Below are 19,645 nucleotides of genomic sequence, written 5' to 3' on the forward strand. Positions count from 1 at the left end.
TCTGGATTCAAGGCAATTGGCGATGGCCTTTTCCACATGTTCTTTTTCCGCCAAATGATAGTGTCCCACAATGTGCCTGTGGTCGTGCGGCGGGGACATGGGTCTTGTGTTGCCTGTTTTTATCTCTTCGTTCCCAATGTATAGTGGTACTTCCACCTTGCCATTGTAGTACGCCTTATATTGTTCGAGTACTTCTTCTCGTTCTGGAGAACCTGGAGCATAGCTTAATACCGGCTCGTTCACAGCGGTCGGAACTTGAAAAAATCCTTTTCCCATAGTTATATTTTTATGTTTTACAATGCGACCAAAGGTAATGAAACCTGTTACGATTATAAAATGATGTGGATTAGTTTATAGCGAAGGGAGCTGCAAACTTAAAAGTGGGGATTTCTACCTCAAATTCTTCAGCGGTAGAAAAGTTTACCATGTGGTAGTGTCCGCGCATGGCGCCCACAGGTGAGGCCAAGAGGCATCCTGAACTATAGGTGTGGGATTTTCCGGGTTTTATAACCGGCTTTCTTCCTATAACGCCTTCACCATCGACGGTTTCCATTTCTTTGAGGGCATCGAATACATCCCAATGTCTGGCTGTAAGCTGAACGGTGTCCTTGCCAAGATTTTCAATGGTTACGGTGTAGCCAAATGCATAGTGTACTTTGTAGTTTTTAAAGAAAGTGCCTTCAAAAGTAGTGCTGACCGAGACTTTAATTCCTTTGGTAACTTGTGTGAACATATCAGTTATAGGTAAAAACACTTCCTGTAAACGTAACTATGATGGTCAGAAAGGCCAAAATCATAAATATAGTGTTCAGAAAGATGTACTTAATAATAGTTTTAAATCGGCCTTGGTCATAAAAATTTCGCATTGCCTTATATAGGTAGATACCGAATATGATCAAGAAGATCCCTGCACTGTCTATATTGAAAATTGAATCCAATATAAGACTAAGGATGAGCAAGATAAACAAGAGTGATTGATTGTGAAAGCTAAATATGAGATGATCGGTGTACGTATATTTATTTCTGATGTAAACCAAAGATATAAAGAGGGTGAACACGGGCATAAAGAAAAATATAACAAATGGGAGCTTGGAAATGGTGTCGTTTATCCAGGTTCCGGGTCTGCTCATTACCTTCCATATGCTGTTGGAAAAATTAAAGGCCATTTTATTGGTGGTGCTCTCCTTAATATTATACCGCGTTTGGGCCTGCTCAAAGTTATAAAGGGTGTCTTTTTTAATGTACAATCCAAAAAACTCTGCTTTTTTCGAGAAAGCCTCTATTCCCGACTTTTCCTCGAGTGTTTTAAAATAGGCTTTTGGATTGGCATGCATAAAAGAATCCTTTCGTTTTTTTATCTGGTTCATGGTGTTCACAAATGTGCCCAAAGTGTCCATGAATTGTTGCTGTTCGACCGGGTTTTGTCCATGTATTTGTGAGGAGTCCAATATTGAGAGTCCAGAAAGGAATTCGGGGTTTGCTTTTTGTATGGAGTCCAATCGTGTTATGGCTTGATCGGACTGTTTTTTCAATGCCACACTATCAATTTTTAAATCTCCTGAGTTTAGGTCAACGCCAAAAGCGCCATTATATATAGTGCCATCAAAATCTTTTGCGGCTTCATCCAAATTGGCGAACTGGTTGTTGTAGGTCACCATCAAAAAGTAAACAAAGGCCACACTCAATAAAAAACGGAATGGATTGGTATAGGTGACTCGTTTGCCATTTACATAATCCCTGGTCATTCGGCCTGGCTTTAGTAACAGTGCCGATAATGTTTTGAATAATCTAGAGTCGTAATTGATGAGGTTGGAAAAAAACTCGTCAAAAAAATCTTTGAGCGTGAGTTTTTTGGTGCTATTTGCTTGGGAGCAGTTGGGGCAATATCTATCGCTTACATCCAGGGGGTGTCCGCAATTAAGGCATTCTACACCTCTAAACTGAAGCTCGTATCGACCTTTTGTGATCAAACCGCCTTTTTTGCCCATGTTGCCCTATAATTTGATCTTAAATATAATTAATTGCTAATATTTCTGGAGTTTACAGAGCCAATTCCGATGATGCTATCGTACATTTCGCCAAAATCGCGGTAATATACCAGAATTAAGTAGTTGTTCTCGGTAAAATGGAAATTGCCGCTTACCAAATGGGGGTCCAGGGAGCCGTCTTCACGTTGAACGACATACTTATAATTGTAAAAGCCCTGTTTGATCATTAAAGAAGTCTCAAATTTTCCAGTAGCCTCGTTAAAGGTCATTTTGTTCTCCTCTTCCAAGGCGTAATTATTGAATTTTCCGATTACAAACACTTGATCCAGTCCAATCTTATCCGAGTAAGGTAGGCTAAAATGGACTTTTGAATATTCTGCCTCCCTTGAAACGTCGTCACCTTGGAGCGTGCGAACGGCAAAGTCACCGTTAATGTCTGGAAAGTAAGTGTATTCGCGATCATATCGATATTGATTGGTAAATAAATAATGGTGGTATACCTCCCTCATTTCAATTTTGGAGATAGCGAAAGTAGGGGAGCGAAGGTCTTTGGTGTCAAAATTCAAAAATTCATTGCCTCCGAAAAAACTGGTTTCTTGATCGTATTTGTACACTAATTCGCTACCAATGGTGAATTGGGGTGCAATATGGTACAATGCAGTGGGCCAATGATGGTTTTGTAAAATTGCAACTTTTACTTCTTTTTTGGGGTTCACTACCCGAAAGCCGACAGTATTAATGTTGAATTGCACTACCTGCTTCGTGTTGATGTAATTGAAATCTCTAGATCTTTTTACTGTGCCGGCAACAGTGACCGCATCCCGAAAGACCACGAATCTTCTAGAAAATTGAAGTTCCCCGTAACTGTTGTAGATTTCCAATAAATAATTTCCAGAAACCCGGAGATTTACATTCTCGTTCGGTATTGTGAGCCTATAATTGGAATAAGGCTGCAGAGTGGTGTAGCTGTTTTCGTAATCTATAATGCGTTGGTTGTCCGCTCCGGAAAGATATTGCGATTTTAAAAGTTGCGAAGGGGTCCAGTCGTAATCGCAATGGATTATCTTATAATAGTAGTCCTGTTCGTTGGCCAATAGATCATCAAATTCCAAAGTAATGGGTTCCCCTAGTTTCACCACCGGGAATTGATCGTCCGTAGGTCCTTTAAATACAATGGTTTTTATGTTTTCAGGAGGGTTGACTTCCTTCATTACTTGGGCAAAAGCATAGTGGCCCATCCATATAAACAACAGCACAAAGTAGGTAAAACGCATCAAACGTAACAATTTTTGGTAAAGTTAAACAAAAAGTATGCCCAGCGAACTAAGCTCGGTATAATCCCAATTTTATAGTTAATAATTATGAAAACAATCCTTTTAGTACTATTTTTGCGTCCGATTTTGATAACAAAAGGTCTACAACAATATGTCTAAAGACATCCGGATTAGAAAGGGGTTGAATATCAACCTCGTTGGGGCAGCAGAGCAGACTATTTCCAAAGCCGTTACTAGTAACGTTTATGCCCTGAACCTAGATGATTTCCATGGTATCACTCCAAAAATGTTGATAAAACAAGGGGAGGATATAAAGGCGGGGGAGCCCCTCTTTTATAACAAGAACAACGAAGAAATGCACTTTGTTTCCCCAGTGAGCGGTGAACTTGTGGAAATTGTCAGGGGAGCAAGGAGAAGAATCTTAACCTTAAAGATCCTTGCCGACAAAGAACAGGATTATGTAATAAACAAGGTGCCGGATTTGGACACTGCAAATGGGGAGACGATCAAGTCTTATCTATTGCAATGTGGTGGTTGGCCTTTTATAAAGCAAAGGCCCTACGATGTGATCGCCGACCCGAGCGTTACGCCGAAGGCTATTTTTATTTCGGCTTACGGTACAGCGCCATTGGCGGCCAATCCAGACTTTATCCTTAAGGATAAGGAGCAAGAAATTCAGGCGGCCATATTGGGGCTTGGCAAACTTACTCCCGGAAAAATTCATGTAACCGTTGGGAAATCCAACAGATCACCATTTAATGATATCGAAGGGGTTGAGCTTCATAAGATTTCCGGGCCACATCCTGCCGGATTGGTTGGAACGCAGATCAACAAAATAGATCCGATCAATAAAGGTGAGACCGTTTGGACCATTTCTCCGCAAGATTTGGTAATGTTGGGCGAGTTGTTGTTAACGGGCAAGTTCAATGCGGAAAGAATTGTAGCGCTGGCTGGCTCTGTGATTAAAGAGCCTAAGTATTACAAAACCAAGATCGGTGCGGAAATATCTACCTTTTTGTATGCCAGTGGTGTAAAACAGGATAGATTTCGATTGATCAACGGGGATGTGCTTACAGGTACAAAAACCAGTACGGAAGGTTATCTTGGATTTTATAACAATACCGTAACGGCAATTCCGGAAGGGGACGATTATGAGTTCTTTGGATGGAACAAGCCTATTTTCAATAAAATATCGTCTACTAGGGCTTTGACTTTTTCTTGGTTGCAACCCAAAAAGAAATACGATTTGGATACCAATACCAACGGGGAGCACAGAGCTTTTGTTGTAACAGGAAAATATGAAGAGGTCTTTCCATTGGATATTTACCCTCTTCAACTCTTAAAGGCCTGTATGATTAAAGATTTGGACGAGATGGAGCAGTTGGGTCTATACGAAGTCGCTCCAGAGGATTTTTCTTTGACAGAATTCATATGCATATCAAAACAACCGCACCAGCAAATAATCAGGGAAGGATTGGATTTATTGCAAAAAGAACTTGGATAATATGGGAATGAAAGAAAAACTACATCAGTTAAAACTTAAGTACCAGGGCAAAAAAATGGCTCCTGCCTTTAATGCTCTGCATACATTTCTTTATATGCCGAACGAAACTACCCATTCGGGAGGGCACGTTCGAGCTGCGGACGATCTAAAGCGTACCATGAACACGGTAATTTTATCGTTGGTGCCATGCTTGCTATTTGGTATGTTCAATGCAGGATATCAGCACTATTCAGCGATCAATGGATTTCCGGAAAGCTTCTCCCTTATGGAACATTTCTTGACCTGGGACAACTTTTTGGTCGGAATCACCACCGTATTGCCGTTGGTGATCGTATCCTACGGTGTAGGTCTTGCGATCGAATTTTTGTTCGCTGTAATAAAAGGACACGAAGTAGAGGAAGGTTATTTGGTAACCGGTATGCTTGTACCGTTGATCATTCCTGTGGATACCCCACTTTGGATGCTTACGATTGCAGTTGCTTTTGGGGTTGTGATAGGTAAGGAAGTGTTCGGAGGCACCGGGATGAACATCCTTAACCCGGCATTAACGATTCGTGCATTTCTGTTCTTCGCCTATCCAACATGGATGAGTGGGGATAAGGTATGGGTGCACGAGGCAGTTGAAAGAGCCGGAACTGCAGATGCCATTTCTGGAGAAACCGTCCTTGGTTCATTGGCACAAGGTGCCGATTACAGTTACTCGTTGTCCGATATGTTCTACGGCTTTATTCCTGGTTCGGTCGGTGAAACGTCCACCTTGTTGATTTTGTTGGGAGGTCTCTTTTTGATATTCACCAAGATCGCCTCTTGGAGAATTATGGTGAGTGCCGTTATCGGTTCATTGGCAATGGGCTTGATTTTCAATGGAGTTGTTGAGGCTGGTTGGCTTCCGGAATATAGTAAGTTCTATACGTTGATGAGTTTCCCATACTGGCAGCATTTATTGGTGGGTGGATTGGCTTTCGGTATCGTATTTATGGCTACCGATCCGGTAACAGGTTCCCAGACCAACAAGGGCAAATGGTATTATGGCTTCTTTATAGGATTCCTGTCGGTAATGATAAGGGTTTTCAATCCTGGCTACCCAGAGGGCGTATTCTTGGCCATCTTACTGATGAACGTATTTGCTCCGACAATTGACCATTATGTGGTTAAGGGCAATGTTAAAAAGAGATTAAAGCGATTGAAGTCGGCTACCATATACCCTAAAGCTTCGGATGAGGTAGATTCATTAAAAACGGAAACAGCTTAAGTGAAATGGCAATGAATACGGAAAAGAATAGCTATACAGTAATTTTTGCAGCGATCATGGTGGTTGTTGTAGGTTCTATACTGGCCTTTTTGGCAACCGGCCTCAAGCCTAGGATTGATGAGAACGAGCGCTTTGAAAAGCAACAGAATATCCTTTATGCCATGGGTGTCAATCAAAATGAAGGCGATGGCGATGTTGCCTTTGTTCCCACGACCGATGTGGAGGGAGCATTTTCAAAGTACATTACCCAGCAATTGGTTTGGGATGGCACAGAGGCGGTTCAAAAAGAAAATGCATATCTGATCGATGTTCAAAAGGCATTGGCGGACGCCAAATCCGGTAAAGATGCGGAACTTCCTTTGTTGATCGGTGAGAAAGACGGAGAGAAATACTATATCATACCCATGTACGGCAAAGGACTTTGGGATGCAATATGGGGATACATTTCTTTGGATGAAAATATGGAAGTTAAAGGTGTCTTTTTTGATCACAAAGGAGAAACACCAGGTCTTGGATCCAACATTAACCAGCGCTTTTTTATGGATGATTTTAAAGGAGAATCTGTCCTGAACAACGGAGCTTACGAAGGTATTGCCGTGGCAAAAGGAAACAATGATCCATTGAACAACGATAAAGAAGATAATGCCGTGGATGCCCTGGCAGGAGCAACCATTACCGGTAATGGGATAGCGGCAATGATAAAAGAAAGCCTTAAGCTTTACAAACCTTATTTAGAAACCATAAGAACCAATTAATATGGCGCTATTATCAAAAAAAGATGCAAATCTTATAAAAGATCCGTTAACGGATAACAATCCTATTACCATTCAGGTTTTGGGTATTTGTTCTGCGTTGGCGATTACGGCAGAACTTAAAGCTTCGGTTGTAATGGCCATATCCGTATTGTTTGTAATGGGAGTAGGTAACGTGGTCATTTCGTTGATACGAAATATTATTCCTTCGAAAATTAGGATCATTGTGCAATTGGTGGTTGTAGCGACCTTGGTAATTGTGGTGGATCAGGTGTTGAAAGCTTTCGCTTACGATTTGAGTAAAACCCTATCGGTATTTATTGGACTTATTATTACCAACTGTATCATTATGGGACGTTTTGAGGCATTTGCTCTTGGAAACGGCCCTCGTAGAGCTTTCCTTGATGGTATAGGAAACGCGTTGGGGTACGGTGTAATTTTGGTAATCGTAGGGTTTTTTAGGGAGCTTTTGGGTTCTGGGACACTTTTTGGAATCAAGGTACTGGGAGATCCCATTGCGAAAACTGGACTGTACGCCATCGGTTACGAGAACAATGGATTTATGATCATTCCACCGGCAGCACTGATTGTTGTGGGAATTATAATATGGGTGCAACGTTCTAGAAACAGGGCATTAATTGAAGAAGCATAAACTTAGGGAGCATGTTAGAGCATTTAGAACTATTTTTTAAGTCGATTTTTATAGACAACATGGTGTTTGCGGTCTTTTTGGGAATGTGTTCCTATTTGGCCGTATCCAAAAAAGTTTCTACCGCGGTAGGATTGGGAGCTGCTGTAATATTCGTATTGGGTGTTACGGTACCCTTGAACTGGTTGTTGGATAAATACCTGCTTCAAGACGGAGCTTTGGTATGGTTGGGACCAGAGTATGCGGATTACGACCTTAGTTTCCTATCATTTATTCTATTTATTGCCACTATTGCAACAATGGTACAGTTGGTAGAGATCGTGGTGGAAAAATTTTCTCCCTCTTTATACAACTCACTAGGTATTTTCTTGCCGTTGATCGCAGTGAACTGTGCTATATTGGGTGGATCACTTTTTATGCAGACAAGAGATATTCCAAATATAGGATTGGCTCTTAATTACGGAATCAGTTCTGGTATAGGGTGGTTTTTGGCTATTTTGGCCATTGCCGCCATTAGGGAAAAAATCCGATATTCCAATGTGCCGGCACCATTGCGTGGTTTGGGAATCACATTCATCATTACAGGATTAATGGGGATAGGGTTTCAGAGTTTTGGAGGAATGCTTACCGGTGACAATGAGCCGCCAGAGGAAACCCAGAGCACAACCGTGGAAACCACCAAGGAGGAAAAAGAAATTAAAGAAGAGATTGAGGATAACGAAAAAGCAATCTCATATAACGAAGCCATAAACAAATAAAGATGATATTAGCCGCCAGTACCGGAGGTACAATACTTATTACCGTAGTAGCATTTCTTGTTTTGTTGTTATTGTTAGTGGCACTTTTGTTGTTCACTAAGGAAAAACTGTCACCATCAGGGCCAGTTACCATTAAGATCAATGGTGAAAAGGAACTGGAAGTAGGGTCTGGAGGATCTTTGCTGACTACCTTGGGTAACCAAAAAATATTCTTGCCATCAGCTTGTGGTGGTGGTGGAACTTGTATCCAATGCGAATGCCATGTGCTTTCGGGTGGAGGCGAGGCATTGCCAACAGAAACCCCCCACTTTTCCAAAAAGGAGTTACAGGAAGGTGCGCGTTTGGCCTGTCAGGTCAAGGTGAAGCAGGACATGGAAATCACCATTCCAGAAGAAGTGTTCGGTATCAAAAAATGGGATGCCAAAGTGGTTCGTAATTATAACGTGGCCTCATTTATCAAGGAATTTGTGGTAGAGATTCCAGAAGAAATGAACTATAAGGCGGGAGGGTATATCCAAATTGAAATACCGCCTTGCGAAGTAAAATATTCAGATATTGATATTACTGCCCACCCAGAAGAGCATGAAACTCCGGATAAGTTCCAAGCTGAGTGGGATAAGTTCAACCTATGGCCGTTGGTCATGAAGAACCCAGAAACGGTGGAAAGGGCCTACTCGATGGCTTCCTACCCGGCCGAAGGAAGGGAAATTATGTTAAATGTTCGTATTGCCACTCCGCCATGGGATCGTGGGAAAAATGGATGGATGGATGTAAACCCCGGTATTGCTTCTTCTTATATTTTTAGTTTGAAAGAGGGAGACCCAGTTACCATTTCCGGGCCATTCGGTGAATTCTTTATCAACGAATCCGATGCTGAAATGCTATATGTAGGTGGTGGTGCTGGTATGGCACCGATGCGTTCGCACTTGTACCACTTGTTCAAAACCTTAAAGACGAACAGAAAAGTGACCTATTGGTACGGAGGACGTTCCAAGAGAGAGCTATTCTATATCGACCATTTTAAACAATTGGAAAAGGAGTTCCCTAATTTCAAGTTTTATATGGCACTTTCCGAACCTTTGGAAGAAGATAACTGGAAAGTAAAAAAGGATATTAATGATGAAGAGGGAGATGGTTTTGTAGGTTTCATTCACAACTGTGTAATCGATAACTATTTAAACCATCACGAAACTCCCGAAGATATTGAACTGTATTTCTGTGGGCCTCCTTTAATGAACAAGGCCGTTCAAAAAATGGGAGAAGATTTTGGTATCCCAGATGAGAATATCAGATTTGATGACTTTGGAGGATAGTACCAATGTTTATTAATCACCTCGAGCATTGTCGAGAGGTATAAATAAAACCAAACCGATGCTCCAAGCATCGGTTTTTTTGTTATGGGAAGAGAATTAACGGAACAGGAGTTGCATAATCTGGCCATGAATATAGTGGGTCGGGAGTTGGAAGCAGATGGTTTTGAATTTATGGCCATTAATAGCAAGCTCAAAAAGAATCCACAGTATGTGTGCCTAAAGGAAAAGGTTTTGCATTTTATTGTGGTAAGAAATGTGGAGTTTCCCTTAAATCCACGAGAATATGACCCCGAGTTGATGCAAACTGTAAAAGATCATGCCGAAAAATTTGAGGCCAAGACCTATTTTGCCGGTGTTGGGCTATGGAATGCATCGGACAGGACAGAGCCACTTTATTTGGATCAAGAATACGTAGTGGATTACCAAGGATTAATTGAAATATAGCATGAAGAATACAGTCTATCTTTTTGGGTTAATGGTCTTCCTTTTTAGTTGTAGGACCAACGAAACCGTAAAAAACCAAACACAGGGCAACGCACTGGGAACAACCTACTCCATAATTTTTATTGCGGATAAGGAGTTGGATTATCAACAAGAAATCGATTCTGTGTTCCGGGTTTTGAACCAATCCATGTCCACATATATTCCTGATTCTGATATTTCAAAGATCAACCAAGGGGATTCCACTATACAGGTGGATAAAATGTTTAAAGAGGTATTCGAGATATCCAGTAAGGTTCACAATGCTTCAAACGGTTATTTTGACCCTACTGTAGGTGTTTTGGCCAATGCATGGGGTTTTGGTCCAGGAGATCAAATGGAACTCGATAGTTTGCGCGTGGATAGTTTATTGAGTTATGTTGGATGGGGCAAGGTGCAGTTGAACGGGGATAATACCATAACCAAATCACACCCATCCATCCGGTTCGATTTTAATGCAGTGGCGAAAGGATACGCCATAGACCGACTGGGAGCTATGCTCGATGAAAAAGGTGTCAAAAATTATTTGGTCGAAGTAGGAGGGGAAGTCCTTGCCAGAGGAAAAAATCTTGACTCGGGGAAGCAATGGTCGGTTGGCATCGATGATCCCCAAGTGGAAAATGGCCGTCAGTTAAAACAAATAGTTGCTTTAAAAGACGTTGCGATGGCGTCGTCCGGAAATTATAGAAAGTTTAGGGTGGATCCCGAAACAGGTGAGAAATATGTGCATACCATAAACCCGAAAACAGGATTTACCAAAAACTCGAATGTTTTGGCCACAAGTGTCGTGGCAAAGACCTGTGCAGTTGCCGACGCTTTTGCCACATCTTTTATGGCAATGGATTTGGAGGATTCCAAGGCTGTACTTGAGAATCATGATGAACTTGAGGCCTATATCATCTATTTGGATAGGAATGGTGAGACCCAAGAGTTTTTTACACCAGGTTTTGAAGCTTTGGTCAAGAAATGATCACTTTTTTACGAGCGGAATGATTTCCCCTTTGGCCAAACGATATTTTTTTACATCTTCCTTTGAAAGTGTGTTGGTGTAATCCACTTCTTCAACCCTGAATCCCACACTGCGAAGCTTGTCAAAGTAGTCCCTTCCGTAAATGCGGACATGATCGTATTGGCCAAAAACACGGGCGCGTTCTTTTTTGTCGGTAATGGTGTTGTCCTCAAATGTTTTTGCGCGATTTATATCTTGTGGAATCTGGAATATGCCCCATCCGCGAGGTTTCATTACCCTAAATAGTTCTTGCATGGCTTTAGTGTCGTTGGGTATGTGTTCCAGGACATGGTTGCAAAGGATTACATCAAAAGTGTCATCTTTAAAAGGGAGGTCGCATATATCCGCTTTCACATCTGCTAAAGGGGAATTAAGGTCAGTGGTCGTGTATTCCAAATTTTCCAACTCTTTAAAGCGCTTGTAAAAGGCCTGTTCCGGTGCAAAATGCAAGAGTTTTAACGGTTGGTTGAAGAATTTGGTCTCGTTTTTTAAATATAGCCACAACAATCGGTGCCGTTCCAGGGAGAGGGTGGAGGGGGAAAGTACATTTTCGCGAGGATTCTCGTATCCGTAAGGCAAAAACTTCCTGAAACTTTTTCCATCGATAGGGTCGGTGTATGTTTTTCCCTTTAGGGAAAACGCGATCAACGGTCGCACCCAATAGCTCAATCGGATGAGTAAAGGACGAGGAATTAGATTAAGGAAATATTTAAATATGCTTGACACTGATTAAATGATTATTACCGATGGTAAAGTTTGAATGTAAAATGTCAGTTCGAGTTTTTCCCCTCAGGCAAAAGTATCGAGAACTGGAGTTTTGTTCTTATACTTTAATTCTCGATACAATTTTTCTCCGTTACACTCCCAAAAATCACTCGAATGGACAAATTATTATCAGAAACTCACTTAAAGCACCAACTTCTTGCTACGGAATTCATCCTCTTCATCGCTGGCAATTCCTAGAGCCTCGTAAATATATTGGTAAGTGGACAATAGTTCCGGTTTGCCGTCAACTAATGCCACATCGTGTTCAAAGTGTGCGCTCGGTTTGCCATCGGCGGTCAGTATGGTCCAGCCATCCTTGAGTTGTTTTATGCGCTTGGTACCCATATTGATCATGGGCTCAATGGCAACCACCATTCCATTTACAAACTTTTTGCCACGTCCTCTTTTGCCATAATTGGGCATTTGGGGATCTTCATGTAGTTCCCTTCCCAAGCCATGGCCGACCAATTCGCGGACAACTCCATAGCCGTGGTCCTCGGTATATTTTTGAATGGCATATCCTACATCCCCCACTCGGTTGCCTAACTTAAATTCGCGAATTCCAATGTAGAGTGATTCTTTGGTCACCTTGAGCAACTTTTTGGTTTCTTCGGCCACTTCACCTACTTCAAAAGTATACGCATGATCTCCATAAAAGCCATTTTTTACAGCGCCGCAATCTACAGAGATAATATCACCGTCCTTCAACGATTCGTTGTTGGGAATACCGTGGACTACTTGTGCATTGGGGCTCCAATTAAGGGTGTTCGGGAAGTCGTACATTCCTAAAAATCCAGGAATCGCACCTTGTTCACGAATATACTCCTCGGCCATTTTATCCAGTTTTAACGGATTGGCCCCGGGTTTAATTTCTTTGGCCAACATGCCCAATGTTCTGGAAACCACTAAAGCACTTTCGCGCATTAATTCAATTTCCTCTGCTGTCTTTACTTTGATCATAGCTGCAAAGATAAATTGATTCTATGGATTTAAAGCCATTTGTATTAAACCAAAGGTTTTTGGGTCATGAGCTCGGGTTGTGGTACCTCCAACATTTTTAGAATCGTTGGAGCTATATCACCCAGAACACCATTTTTAACCACTTTTATCTCGTTGTCCACAAGAATAAGGGGCACCGGGTTTGTTGTGTGTGCCGTGTTTGGGCTCCCATCCGGGTTTACCATGGTGTCGCAGTTTCCGTGGTCTGCTATCACAATTGTGGAGTAACCGTTTTCCAAACCTGCATTGATAACGTCTTTTGCACATTCGTCCACAGTTTCGCAGGCTTTAATGGCAGCTTCCATTACACCAGTATGACCAACCATATCGGGATTTGCAAAATTGAGGCAAACAAAATCGGCTTCGCCTTTTTGTAGTTCCGGAACAATAGCGTCCCGAATTTCGTATGCACTCATTTCTGGCTGGAGGTCGTAGGTGGCAACTTTGGGCGATGGACAAAGAATGCGCTTTTCTCCATCAAAAGGTTCCTCGCGTCCACCATTAAAGAAAAAAGTAACGTGGGGATATTTTTCGGTCTCAGCTATCCGAATTTGTTTTTTACCATTTTTGGCCAAGGTTTCACCAAGGGTGTCCTTTATGTTTTCCTTGTTGAAAATAATCTTGATTCCTTTAAAGGATTCATCATAATTTGTCATGGTCACATAGTACAAGTCCAGCTTATGCATATTTTGCTCGTGGAAATCTTGCTGGCTCAGGACTTGGGTCAACTCACGACCGCGGTCCGTCCTAAAATTGAAGAAAATGATCACGTCACCATCTTTGATTTTTGCAATGGGCTCGTTGTTGGAATCGGTAAGGACCAAGGGCTTTATAAATTCGTCCGTAATACCATTGTCATAACTTTTTTGCATGGCCTCGCCAATATCCTGAACTTTTTCCCCATTGGCATTTACAACAACATCATAAGCTTGTTTTACCCGTTCCCAACGCTTATCGCGGTCCATGGCATAATAACGACCGATAACGGTGGCCAATCGGGTATTTTTGTCCGAGCAATATTGGTTAAGGTCGACCAAAAATCCTTTTCCGCTTTTAGGGTCCACATCCCTGCCATCTGTAAAGGCATGTACAAACGATTGTTTTACGCCGTTTTCGTCCGCGGCCTTAATCAATGCTTTTACATGGTCGATGTGGCTGTGTACACCACCATCGCTGACCAATCCTAAAAAATGGACAGGTTTATGTTTTGCTTTTGCATATTCAAATGCTTCTTTGAGCACTTTCTCGTTTTTTAAGGTATCTTCTTTTACGGCCTTATTGATCTTGGCCAGATCTTGATACACAATCCTGCCCGCGCCAAGGTTCATATGTCCTACCTCGCTGTTTCCCATTTGCCCTTCGGGAAGTCCTACGTTCATTCCATCGGTGTGGAGGTCGGCATTGGGATATTTGGTGTACAGTGAATCTATAAATGGTGTATTGGCCTTTGCAATGGCCGAAACTTCTGGATTCGGGGATTTTCCCCATCCATCCAAAATCATAAGAATTACCTTTTTGCTCATAATTAAAAATTGTTCTGCAAAAATAAAATGATCTGCTTGGACCCCCTAGCTTTTCGTTAAATTTCTGATTGCTAATTTGTTAATAGTTTTATGATTTTTTTGAGGCATTGTTAAAGTTTAGTTATATAACTGTTAATCCTGTAACATCTTGCCTTTAAGGCAGTCTACTTTTATAACTAGTAAATTCATTAATCAAAAACAATTCATCATGAAAAAAACAATCTTTACAGTGGCTGCATTTTGCATGTTGGCCCTAAGCGGTATTTCTGCCAACGAGCTGAAAACCATCAAAACAGATGTGGAAATCGAAATGGAATCGCCGGATGATCTTAGTGCTTTTTGCAAAGCGGTTATGCAAGGCGATGTGGAAACTGTAAAAAAGTTTATTGAACTTGGAGAGGATGTCAACCAAAAATCATTGGGCAAGGCACCTATCCATTATGCCGCACGCTACAATAAGGCCGATGTACTGCAAGTTCTTATTGATAACGGTGCGGATGTTAAAAAACGCTGCGACGGGGGAATGACAGCAATCAAATATGCCAAACTATCCAATGCTACAGAAGCCCAAGCCGTACTGGAAGCTGCTATGAAGAAAAAATAGAATGGAGTTTATTCGTCTAACGAAAAAAGCCCGTCCAATTTGGATGGGCTTTTTTGCTCATTTACATATTTAGTGTCCTTGCAAAAGAGTGTTTCTCGCGGCTTAGAATTCAAAGCCAGTAAAAGCTCTGTACAAAAATGCATATACGGCCAATACGAACATGGCTGCGCAAAATATAGAATATCCTTTTAAAAAGAATACCACAAAGCTTGGTCTGCAATCGTCGAATGCCTCTAAATAGAGATCTTTAAAATGTAATAGTGTTCCCATGTGTTCTCTCTTTTTACAGCATGGTAGATCAAGAGAACATTATAGTAGGATTCGGGGTTCGTTCAAAGGTACAGAATTATTGTCAACCGCCTTGTTTTATCGATAAAACGCCAATTCTATCGACCTGAATATTTTTGGATAGCCTCTTGTATTTTTTCTATTCTGTTTTCGGGGTCCGGATGGGTGCTTTGGAATTCTGGGACCCTATTGGGCCCTGCCGCCGCTTTTAGGATTTTCATTACTTCGATCATTTGATAAGGATCGTACCCAGCTTCGATCATGAACAACACGCCAAGTTCATCGCTTTCCAATTCATCGTTCCTTCCATTGGTTAGCAGGGTGTTTTGCCCGATACCGGCAACCAGATTGCCCATATCGCCACCGACCGATGCTCCCGTGGCCAAGGTTTGCCAAAATGTGCTTTCGGCAATGCGCTCTGCGGAGTGCCGTCCGAGTACATGTCCAATTTCGTGACCTAGTACACCGGCCAATTGCGCTTCGTTAAGTTGTGAAAAGAGAGCATAGGTAATAAATATTTGTCCGCCAGGAAGGGCAAAGGCGTTTACGGTGCGATCATCTGCCAATAAATGAAAATCGTACTCATAAGGGGTTTGGTTGGCAATACTGCTCTTGATCAACTTTTGTCCCACGGCATCTACCAGATTCTGCAGACGTTCGTCTGGATACAGGCCTCCGTGCTGTTGTGCCATTTCTGGTGCACTTTGCAGGCCAATGGCAATTTCTTGCTCCGCCGTCATGTCTATGTTCTGGGTTCTACCGGTGTATGGGTTTTCCTCTTGGTTGCTGCACCTTCGTATAAAGGCAAAGGCAACAATGGCCAGACCAATTAGGATGCGAATGCGCCAACTTCCTCTTCTCATGGGTTAGTGTTCTTGATGTTTCAAGATACGAAAAAAGCGTTATAGGAGTACAGGGTTGATGTCCAATATATTATCCTGGACGTAGGCTTTTATAAAGCCCGTGGTAAAATGTTCGCTACCAATAAACTCTTCCTTTTGCAAAAGTTTTAAAATGTTCAGTTTTCTATAAGCCGTGAGCATGGAAATCGATATCGGGGCGTAGCTATAATGCCATGGCTCGTACTTAAAGCCACGCCTGCGCGGATTGTTGGTGTAGGTTAGATAAAAACCATATTTTTCCGAATGTTCGTCCATCCATAATTTTAGGCCTTCATATGGGCCGTCCGCTCCAAACTTTTCGGGGACCAAGACATCTCCGTTGATTTTGGGATGACCATCAATAATATCGATATCGGTGCCCCAATGGTGTCTGCTGGTTCCGGGAATGGTGGAATATTCTATGATCTTGTCAATGGCATCCAATGGAGCCATGCCCTGCTCTTCGGTAAATCGAAGATATTTACGTTCCCAGATACTGCGCTGTCGGTAATAGTCCCTGTAGCTGGAAACAATTTTAATGTCGAAGCCGTCCGAATAGGCTGCTTTTTTCATTTCCAAAAAAGACTCGTACGCCTCTTCGCGCAAGTTGATTCCCTCTCCAAAAAGCTCAATATTCGCCTTGCCCATAAGTTCCTCGGTGGAATAATCCAAGTGGTTAAAAGTTGGGAAAATGGGAGGAATGGCACAGGCCAAGCCCGATGCTGAAGCGGTTTTAATAAAAGTCCTTCTTTTCATGAAATGAATTTTGCCCCCAAGTTAAGAAGTATTTTTAATTCCTTATTTTGAAAATTGAGCAAAAGCCAGCTAGGTTCTTAACGGTCCAAAAAAAGGAAACCTGTGTATTCCAGCTCTACATCTTCCAGGGTTACCAAATAAAAATATACCCCTTCCGGCAATCCTATTCCTTGGTTGGAAATCATCGTGCCGGTATTGGCAATGCCATGGAACTCGTTGGTATAGTTGATTTGTTCGAATACTTTTTGTCCGTAGCGGTTAAAGATGCGAACGCTGTTGTTGGGAGATTCTTCCAGATTATCGATAATCCAGGAGTCGTTGATGCCATCGCCATTGGGGCTTAAAAAATAATTGCCCAAAGTGGGATTGTTCACGGCAAAGGTATCGGTGGGCAAGGGTATGGTGCCAAAAGTGATGGCGGCATACTCGCTGGGAACAAAGGTTTCCGATGTAATAAAACCTCTATTAATATCGCCACTTGTAGCGGAATTCCCGATAATGACCCATTCTTGTTCAGCTTTGCTCCAACCTACAATAATTATGGACTCCATGGTGGCATTTGGAATCGTGCCCAAACCGCTCCTAACGTTCCAAGCAATCGAAACCTGCGCAGGAACATCGCTTTGTAAGATCCAAAATTCACGCTCGCTTACTTTTCCGATTTCCTGAACCTTTTGGTCCGTGTCAAAACTTTCCAGTATGGAAGAGGGGTTGGAGGGATTTTCAAAAAAATAGGCGCAAATGGCCAAAGGGGTCGTGGTTTCGGAGAGCAATGTTAGTGGTCGTAATTGTGCTTGATCGCCAACAGGAAATGAAAAGATATCGCGGTTGTTCACAGCCGCGAAACCGGTTACTTTGGATTCGTTGCTTTCCCCGGTAAAGAAACCTTGGTCCATAAAATTGAGGTACACGGCCTGGTTGTTGGCCGGGCTCAAAAAGTTACCGTCTATAAAATTAACGTTGTTCCGCACCGAAACAGGGATTTGAAAAAAAACGTTGCTGCGGCTCATGATCTCGGTATCCCACAGAGTGGGAGAAACATTTCCGGACACTTGGATCACTTCATTGCCGTAAAACCCAACCAATCCGGTAGCAGGATTAAAATTGGCATTATTGATAAAATCGGTGTGCAGACCTATATTGGCATTATTGTGCACCTGCATATTTCCATTATGGTACAACGCGCTCTGGGCCACAACAGAACAGACCGACAACAAAAATGCTATGTGGAGGAGGGGTTTCATTAGTTGATTTGATACCAGTTACTACCATCTGTTTGCACCCATAGTGCTTCACCGTCATTTAATATATTAAATGGGGGTAATGAAGTCGGTTCCACCCACACGTCTACTGAGCCTCCACTATTATTTCGTATTACAAATATTTTACCGGTTGTAACATCTGTTGGTGCTGGTATTGAAAACCCTGATGATAAATTACCTGAATTATCTAAAATGATTGTATAGTGTGCATCTGTTAAGGTTATATTATCACCAATAACGGTGATTGGTTTTACAGTTGCATTCAAGTAAGCACCTCCGTCTGAACCAGTTGTGATTGAGTTTGGAGCGTCCGAGCTTACTATCGTAATCGCTGCGATATCGGTAGCGTTCTGTGCGATATTGGTTTGATTGGTCGTGATGTTGTTTGTGTTATTGGTCACGGATGTCTGCAATGCGGTATCGTCGTAAATGGCACCTCCGTCTGAACCAGTTGTGATTGAGTTTGGAGTGTCCGTGCTAACTATAGTCTGGTTAGAAGCCAAAATAGCTGCATTCAACGTTTGTAAGTTTACGGCATCCAATGGATTCGTAGGGTCTCCTAAATTGAATATAATTTGGTTGCCCAAGTCTATAGCTGCTCCGGCAGCTCCAAACCCACTAAGTGGAATATTTGTTTTGTCGAGTTTGGCATCGGTAACATTTCCATCGGCTATTTTGGTGGTCGTCACCGCATCATCCGCCAATTCAGCAGTGTCGATTCCCAATGGGGCAACATCTAGAGTTAGTGGATTGGCTTGACTTCCAGCACCACTTAATAGAAGGGTGGCATCGGTTGGTCCTACCACTTCATTCCCTACAATACTATCTTTTTCGGTAATCCCCAATGCAGATTCGTTGATCAAGGTCCAGTTGATGCCGTTCCACTGAAACAAATCTCCGGGTTGGCCTGTTGTGGCATCCGCCAATTTTTCGAGGGTTACCGAACCGTCTGCCAATTTAGCACTGGTCACGGAATCGTCCTGCAATTTGGAAGCTCCATTTATGGAGGTGTTCACAATATTGGCCCCGGTAATCTGTGCCACTTCAAAATTGTAGTTAACGCTGTCGTCCGGATTTACCGTTGTTGTAATGATCACCGTACTGTCCCTTGCCTGCGGATTTAATTGGCTCAAATAGTCTGCACGTGTACTCACTGTAAAGGAATTGTCCAACTCCTCGCAAATATTGACCCATTGTGTACCATCGTAATAATGCAGGCAATCCTGGTCTGTATTGTACGCCAACGCCCCCGGTAATGGGTTGATCACGCTCATTTGCGCATCGGTTACACGGGTAATCACCAAAACCCTGGTGTTGCTCTCCAGTTCCAAAACAGAAGCGGGATCTAAACTTTCCGGGTTATTGCCGATTTTTACCTGACCGCTTAGGGTGTTGATCATAAGTAGGGCTATGATCGTGTAGACAATTGAAGTTTTCACAGTGTTTGTTATTTGAGGATTTTCCAAACGTAAAAAACAAAGCTAACTTTATGTGGCAATTATTTTAATAATTACCGTCGAAACACGTAATTCGGGGGTGAATGGAATTCCCTTTGGTATATTTGTAGGAATAGAATTAACAAAAGTTT

20 protein-coding genes and 1 pseudogene are annotated in these 19,645 nt (G+C 42.2%); 9 read left to right on the forward strand and 12 right to left on the reverse strand.

Features of this window, described 5'->3' with window-relative positions; all coding sequences use genetic code 11:
• The 4 genes and pseudogenes from AB9K32_RS00415 to AB9K32_RS00430 all read right to left on the reverse strand — a co-directional run.
• Positions 1–276, reverse strand: a pseudogene (locus tag AB9K32_RS00415) (1-pyrroline-5-carboxylate dehydrogenase); the annotation flags it as partial.
• 70 nt (positions 277–346) lie between these two features.
• A complete protein-coding gene (gene apaG, locus AB9K32_RS00420; RefSeq protein WP_252080342.1) occupies positions 347–733 on the reverse strand; it encodes a Co2+/Mg2+ efflux protein ApaG in 387 nt (128 codons plus the stop codon).
• Position 734: 1 nt separating this feature from the next.
• Positions 735–1,988 (reverse strand): DUF3667 domain-containing protein, encoded by a 1,254-nt coding sequence (locus tag AB9K32_RS00425; protein ID WP_369884050.1) that lies wholly within the window; start codon positions 1,986–1,988, stop codon positions 735–737.
• 29 nt (positions 1,989–2,017) lie between these two features.
• A complete protein-coding gene (locus AB9K32_RS00430) occupies positions 2,018–3,262 on the reverse strand; it encodes a type IX secretion system plug protein domain-containing protein (protein ID WP_369884051.1) in 1,245 nt (414 codons plus the stop codon).
• A 151-nt stretch (positions 3,263–3,413) separates the two neighbouring features.
• On the opposite strand from AB9K32_RS00430, the gene AB9K32_RS00435 reads away from it, so the two are divergent.
• From AB9K32_RS00435 to AB9K32_RS00470, 8 genes are all read left to right on the forward strand, one after another.
• Complete coding sequence (locus AB9K32_RS00435; RefSeq protein ID WP_293296396.1) at positions 3,414–4,766, forward strand: Na(+)-translocating NADH-quinone reductase subunit A; 1,353 nt, start codon at positions 3,414–3,416, stop codon at positions 4,764–4,766.
• Between the two features lies 1 nt (position 4,767).
• On the forward strand, positions 4,768–6,018 hold the full coding sequence (locus tag AB9K32_RS00440; RefSeq protein WP_252080338.1) for an NADH:ubiquinone reductase (Na(+)-transporting) subunit B: 1,251 nt from the start codon (positions 4,768–4,770) through the stop codon (positions 6,016–6,018).
• Positions 6,019–6,023: 5 nt separating this feature from the next.
• Positions 6,024–6,773, forward strand: a complete 750-nt coding sequence (locus AB9K32_RS00445; protein WP_224837592.1) for a Na(+)-translocating NADH-quinone reductase subunit C — start codon at positions 6,024–6,026, stop codon at positions 6,771–6,773.
• A 1-nt stretch (position 6,774) separates the two neighbouring features.
• On the forward strand, positions 6,775–7,422 hold the full coding sequence (locus AB9K32_RS00450; RefSeq protein ID WP_224837593.1) for an NADH:ubiquinone reductase (Na(+)-transporting) subunit D: 648 nt from the start codon (positions 6,775–6,777) through the stop codon (positions 7,420–7,422).
• 11 nt (positions 7,423–7,433) lie between these two features.
• Positions 7,434–8,177, forward strand: coding sequence for an NADH:ubiquinone reductase (Na(+)-transporting) subunit E (gene nqrE / locus AB9K32_RS00455; protein ID WP_224837594.1), 744 nt, complete (start codon positions 7,434–7,436; stop codon positions 8,175–8,177).
• 2 nt (positions 8,178–8,179) lie between these two features.
• Positions 8,180–9,490 carry an NADH:ubiquinone reductase (Na(+)-transporting) subunit F gene (gene nqrF, locus AB9K32_RS00460; protein ID WP_293296391.1) on the forward strand — a complete coding sequence of 437 codons (1,311 nt, stop codon included), beginning with the start codon at positions 8,180–8,182 and terminating at the stop codon, positions 9,488–9,490.
• Between the two features lie 84 nt (positions 9,491–9,574).
• Positions 9,575–9,934 (forward strand): Na(+)-translocating NADH-quinone reductase subunit F, encoded by a 360-nt coding sequence (locus AB9K32_RS00465; protein ID WP_224837596.1) that lies wholly within the window; start codon positions 9,575–9,577, stop codon positions 9,932–9,934.
• A 1-nt stretch (position 9,935) separates the two neighbouring features.
• Complete coding sequence (locus AB9K32_RS00470; RefSeq protein ID WP_369884052.1) at positions 9,936–10,940, forward strand: FAD:protein FMN transferase; 1,005 nt, start codon at positions 9,936–9,938, stop codon at positions 10,938–10,940.
• Here the strand turns inward: AB9K32_RS00470 and AB9K32_RS00475 are convergent, their stop codons facing one another.
• The 3 genes from AB9K32_RS00475 to gpmI form a co-directional block, all read right to left on the reverse strand.
• The gene (locus tag AB9K32_RS00475; protein ID WP_369884053.1) at positions 10,941–11,705 is read right to left on the reverse strand and encodes a class I SAM-dependent methyltransferase; all 765 of its coding nucleotides are present in this window, start codon (positions 11,703–11,705) and stop codon (positions 10,941–10,943) included. It abuts the gene before it with no gap.
• A gap of 180 nt (positions 11,706–11,885) precedes the next feature.
• Entirely contained in the window at positions 11,886–12,704 is an 819-nt protein-coding gene (gene map, locus AB9K32_RS00480) for a type I methionyl aminopeptidase (RefSeq protein WP_369884054.1), read from the reverse strand.
• Between the two features lie 44 nt (positions 12,705–12,748).
• Positions 12,749–14,266 (reverse strand): 2,3-bisphosphoglycerate-independent phosphoglycerate mutase, encoded by a 1,518-nt coding sequence (gpmI, locus tag AB9K32_RS00485; RefSeq protein ID WP_369884055.1) that lies wholly within the window; start codon positions 14,264–14,266, stop codon positions 12,749–12,751.
• A gap of 208 nt (positions 14,267–14,474) precedes the next feature.
• On the opposite strand from gpmI, the gene AB9K32_RS00490 reads away from it, so the two are divergent.
• The gene (locus AB9K32_RS00490) at positions 14,475–14,870 is read left to right on the forward strand and encodes an ankyrin repeat domain-containing protein (protein ID WP_224837601.1); all 396 of its coding nucleotides are present in this window, start codon (positions 14,475–14,477) and stop codon (positions 14,868–14,870) included.
• Positions 14,871–14,972: 102 nt separating this feature from the next.
• On the opposite strand, the gene AB9K32_RS00495 is transcribed toward AB9K32_RS00490, so the two are convergent.
• The 5 genes from AB9K32_RS00495 to AB9K32_RS00515 all read right to left on the reverse strand — a co-directional run bounded on the left by AB9K32_RS00495 (position 14,973) and on the right by AB9K32_RS00515 (position 19,496).
• Positions 14,973–15,140: a DUF6747 family protein gene (locus AB9K32_RS00495; RefSeq protein ID WP_224837602.1), complete on the reverse strand. Its 168-nt coding sequence runs from the start codon at positions 15,138–15,140 to the stop codon at positions 14,973–14,975.
• 116 nt (positions 15,141–15,256) lie between these two features.
• Positions 15,257–16,021 carry a M48 family metalloprotease gene (locus AB9K32_RS00500; RefSeq protein ID WP_369884056.1) on the reverse strand — a complete coding sequence of 255 codons (765 nt, stop codon included), beginning with the start codon at positions 16,019–16,021 and terminating at the stop codon, positions 15,257–15,259.
• A gap of 39 nt (positions 16,022–16,060) precedes the next feature.
• Positions 16,061–16,795: a M15 family metallopeptidase gene (locus AB9K32_RS00505; protein WP_369884057.1), complete on the reverse strand. Its 735-nt coding sequence runs from the start codon at positions 16,793–16,795 to the stop codon at positions 16,061–16,063.
• 77 nt (positions 16,796–16,872) lie between these two features.
• Entirely contained in the window at positions 16,873–18,039 is a 1,167-nt protein-coding gene (locus tag AB9K32_RS00510) for a gliding motility-associated C-terminal domain-containing protein (RefSeq protein ID WP_369884058.1), read from the reverse strand.
• Positions 18,039–19,496, reverse strand: coding sequence for a hypothetical protein (locus tag AB9K32_RS00515; protein WP_369884059.1), 1,458 nt, complete (start codon positions 19,494–19,496; stop codon positions 18,039–18,041). The genes AB9K32_RS00510 and AB9K32_RS00515 overlap by 1 nt, the downstream gene beginning before the upstream one ends.
• Positions 19,497–19,645: the final 149 nt, after the last annotated feature.

It is taken from the genome of Allomuricauda sp. XS_ASV26 (assembly GCF_041224615.1).
Classification (GTDB): Bacteria; Bacteroidota; Bacteroidia; order Flavobacteriales; family Flavobacteriaceae; genus Flagellimonas; species Flagellimonas alginolytica.